Annotated in this window: 7 protein-coding genes; all 7 read left to right on the forward strand. The window is 62.1% G+C overall.

Translation table 11 applies throughout. The annotated features are described in order from the left end of the window. Positions 1 to 179: 179 nt before the first annotated feature. The gene (locus tag LH128_RS07435) at positions 180 to 818 is read left to right on the forward strand and encodes a hypothetical protein (protein WP_008828993.1); all 639 of its coding nucleotides are present in this window, start codon (positions 180 to 182) and stop codon (positions 816 to 818) included. Positions 819 to 846: 28 nt separating this feature from the next. Further along, a complete protein-coding gene (locus LH128_RS33225) occupies positions 847 to 1305 on the forward strand; it encodes a hypothetical protein (protein ID WP_172704986.1) in 459 nt (152 codons plus the stop codon). Positions 1306 to 1461: 156 nt separating this feature from the next. After that, positions 1462 to 1731 carry a hypothetical protein gene (locus tag LH128_RS07440; protein ID WP_008828994.1) on the forward strand — a complete coding sequence of 90 codons (270 nt, stop codon included), beginning with the start codon at positions 1462 to 1464 and terminating at the stop codon, positions 1729 to 1731. Then, positions 1716 to 1925 carry a hypothetical protein gene (locus LH128_RS07445; RefSeq protein ID WP_008828995.1) on the forward strand — a complete coding sequence of 70 codons (210 nt, stop codon included), beginning with the start codon at positions 1716 to 1718 and terminating at the stop codon, positions 1923 to 1925. Before LH128_RS07440 ends, LH128_RS07445 begins: the two co-directional genes overlap by 16 nt. Further along, a complete protein-coding gene (locus LH128_RS07450) occupies positions 1913 to 2176 on the forward strand; it encodes a hypothetical protein (protein ID WP_008828996.1) in 264 nt (87 codons plus the stop codon). The genes LH128_RS07445 and LH128_RS07450 overlap by 13 nt, the downstream gene beginning before the upstream one ends. Beyond that, positions 2173 to 2811 (forward strand): DUF3164 family protein, encoded by a 639-nt coding sequence (locus LH128_RS07455; RefSeq protein WP_008828997.1) that lies wholly within the window; start codon positions 2173 to 2175, stop codon positions 2809 to 2811. Before LH128_RS07450 ends, LH128_RS07455 begins: the two co-directional genes overlap by 4 nt. After that, a complete protein-coding gene (locus LH128_RS32035; protein ID WP_008828998.1) occupies positions 2804 to 3160 on the forward strand; it encodes an HNH endonuclease signature motif containing protein in 357 nt (118 codons plus the stop codon). The genes LH128_RS07455 and LH128_RS32035 overlap by 8 nt, the downstream gene beginning before the upstream one ends. Positions 3161 to 3294: the final 134 nt, after the last annotated feature.

A 3294-nucleotide genomic window follows, 5' to 3' on the forward strand; every position in this document is an offset into this window, starting at 1 on the left:
TGCCGGGCAGGAAGGTCTCTTCGACCATGCGGAGCTTCTCTTCCGGGGTCCAGCGCCTACGGCGCTGAACCCCTCCGAGAACCTCCGCATGCACATAGCTACTGGGATTACTGTCGGTCATATGCCTCACTCTTACATAAGTGTGAGGAACTGTCCGGTCATTTTGGGGGCTGCTTCAGGTGGCGACGACAGCGAAGACCCGCGCGGCGAAACTGCGCGCGAAGGAAATGGCACGAATTGGCGAGATCAACAGGCTCGCCTGGGCTAGGCGCCATCCAGATCTCGCGCGGCAAGAACGCGAACTTCGGTTATTCAACCGCGACGTGAAGGCTGGCTTCGGCCACAAAGTCAACGGTACTCCGGAGACGCACGCGAAAGCGAGCCTCGTACGCCAGGGTGCGCTCGCCCGGCTCTACGAGGCGGGCGACATCGATGCCGAGCAGTTGGCCGCATCGGTGTCGATCGCGGCGGTGCATGCCAGGATCACTGGGCCGGTTACGGTCGGCACCGTCAGCTATGAGACCCGGGTCGACCAAAGTGGCGGCGCCACCAATATGGTATTCGAACGCCTCGGCGCCGTGCGCGCGGAAGTGACATACTCGCATTGGCGCCAGCAGATCGCGGAGCCAGCAGTTGTGCTCGCCATGATTGTCGAGGATCTCGGCGTCACCCGCGCTGCTGCGAAGTTCCGGATGCGGAATGCGAAAGCGAAGAAGCTGCTTACCTACGCGCTCGACCTTTGGATCGAGATGAACCGGCGCGTGTGCCGGGACATCGACGACGCCTCACTGGCTGCAGCTCAGGCTGGAATTCTTTGAAGCTCGCGCGAGGAGGCGCAACACCACGATGTTTTTGAAATATCTTGTCGCTGCGGCTGCAGCATTGTCGCTTACTGCATGTGCGGGCAATGACCGATGCACCTCAGCCGAAAACCTGACTGAATGCCGGAAATGGACCGATGCCGGCGGCGATGTCGACGATTACCTCGTGGGCGGTATGGCGGGCTTCCTGATCGGTCAGCAACTTTCAGGCGGGCAGAATCGCACCTACATCTACCGTGACCCAGGATACCATGGCACCTATAGGCCCATGCGGACGCCGATTGGCTCCAGAGATCAACAAATTCGTCGCCTTGAACGGAAGGTGCAGCGGCAAAAGCTCGAGCTGAAGCGGCAGCAAGCCGCGAATGCTCGGAAAGCCAGTGAGCTTCGCTCGATCAAGGCGAGCAAGAGCCCATTTTCGTTTCGGTCGTCGTCAAAGTCTTCGCGCAGCTGGGGCTCTTCCCGACCATCGCGCCGCAAATGACCCCCTGCGCAAATTAGACCCTCCCGATCCGTCACGATAACGGTCATATCCGACCCCGCGACAGCTCCGCCCAGTGTCCCTGGCGGCAGCATTCTGACCCGGAAAAGCCCGTCGGCCCCACAAGGCCGGCGGGCTTTTTGCATGCGCGGAGCATCCATGACCCGTATTCTCGGCGACTACGACAATAGTCGCTTCCCACTCGGATTCACTCCGATCCGCAACAAGCGCATCGAGGCGGCGATCGCGGCGGAAGGCATTCGCCTCCTCAAGGCCGGTCTGGCGCGGCCTGACGCCGTCCACAACGACGCGATCCGAAACGTCGCCGCCAACTTGCCGGCTTCGCCTTTCGCGCGTCGCCTCCGCCTTCCTCGGCCGTCGAAGAATGACAGCCCAATTTACCGCAAGCAGGCATGCAGCGCCGCCTGACATCGAGGCCCGAGAGCCTCGAGGTCCTGCTCGACCGCGAGCAGGAGAACTTCGACCGCATCATGTCGGAGATCCGTCCCGGCGTCGACGGTCCAGCCCACTATGACGAGCTCGAAGAGCGCGTCGACGAGATGTGCCGTCGTATGCGCGCCGCATTCCGCACCTGCCGAAGGACCGCAAGATGCTCGACCTAGACCAACTTCGCGAGCGCGCAGCGCTACTGGGTGACGAGACGCCCACGACCGTATCGGGCCGCTTCATGCGGCAGGTCATAAAGGAATTGTCCGAAGCCCGGGCAGCCCGCGCCAATGCGCTGGATTACAATCCGGGGCCCGTCATCCGGGGCGACGTCGAGATCAGCGCTGATCTTTCTCGGGCGTCAGGGGCCTTCACGGCGCTAGTCAAGCGCGCGGGCGGCAAAGTCATCAGCGTGACCCCGGTATGACCGAGACCCTCTCCTCAGGTCGGCGCGAGATTGACGGCAATACCTACTTCATCAACGGCGATGGGGGCCTGATCCCTGAAGCCGCAGTGAAGCCGGTCGACAAGCTGCAGGACGAAGCCGTCCGCAAGATCATCGCCGCCGCACTGCCGATTTCGCAAATGGTCGCGGCATTTCGCGAGCAGACATTCGCGACGGTCGATGCTTTCGTCGCCCTCCTCGAACAGGAATACAGCTCCCGTCGCGGTGGCTCGAAGGGCAACCTGACCTTCACCAGCTACGACGGCACGCTGAAGGTTACTGTCGCGGTGAGCGAGAACATCGTCTTCGGTCCGGAACTCCAGGTCGCAAAGGGGCTGGTCGATGAGTGCCTTCGCGAATGGTCGGCTGGAAGCCGCACCGAGATCCAGGCAATCATCAACCGAGCGTTCGATGTCGACAACCAGGGCCGCATCAACCGCGCGGATCTCCTGAGCCTTCTTCGGTTGGAGATTGCCGACGAGCGCTGGCTCGAAGGTATGCGCGCCATCCGCGATAGCATGCGGGTCGTCGGTTCGAAGCGGTACATCCGTATGTATCGGCGCGCGGATGCGAAGGCGGCCTGGTCTCCCGTCACCATCGACGTCGCCGTTGGTTGACGTCGCGCCGCGCGGGAGCCAGCCCAGCTGGCGCAACGACAAGCGCAAGACGGCCGAGCGAGGTTACGGCGGCAAATGGCAGAAGGCGCGTATCGCCTTCCTCGATGCGAACCCGCTGTGTGCGCGATGTGATGCTAGGGGCCTGACTACCGCCGCTACCGTCGTCAATCACCGCGTGCCGCATCGGGGCAACAGCAAGGTCTTCTGGGATCGCAAGAACTGGGAGCCGGTCTGCAAGCCCTGTCATGATGGCGAGATCCAGCGAGAGGAGCGAACCGGGGTCGTTCGTGGTTCGACCCTTGACGGCCGCCCTCTCGATCCATCTCATCCGTGGAACAGGAAATCCTGATGGCTCTGGGCATACAGTTCGTCGAAGCGAACACCGTCCTTCGCGCACCCGTTCATTCTCGTGATGTGTATGACCTACACGTCTACCGCTATCGGGATAGCGACGGCCAAGACAGGCTCATCAGCAAGTGGCAG

This window comes from Sphingomonas sp. LH128 (assembly GCF_000293195.2).
Classification (GTDB): Bacteria; Pseudomonadota; Alphaproteobacteria; order Sphingomonadales; family Sphingomonadaceae; genus Novosphingobium; species Novosphingobium resinovorum_A.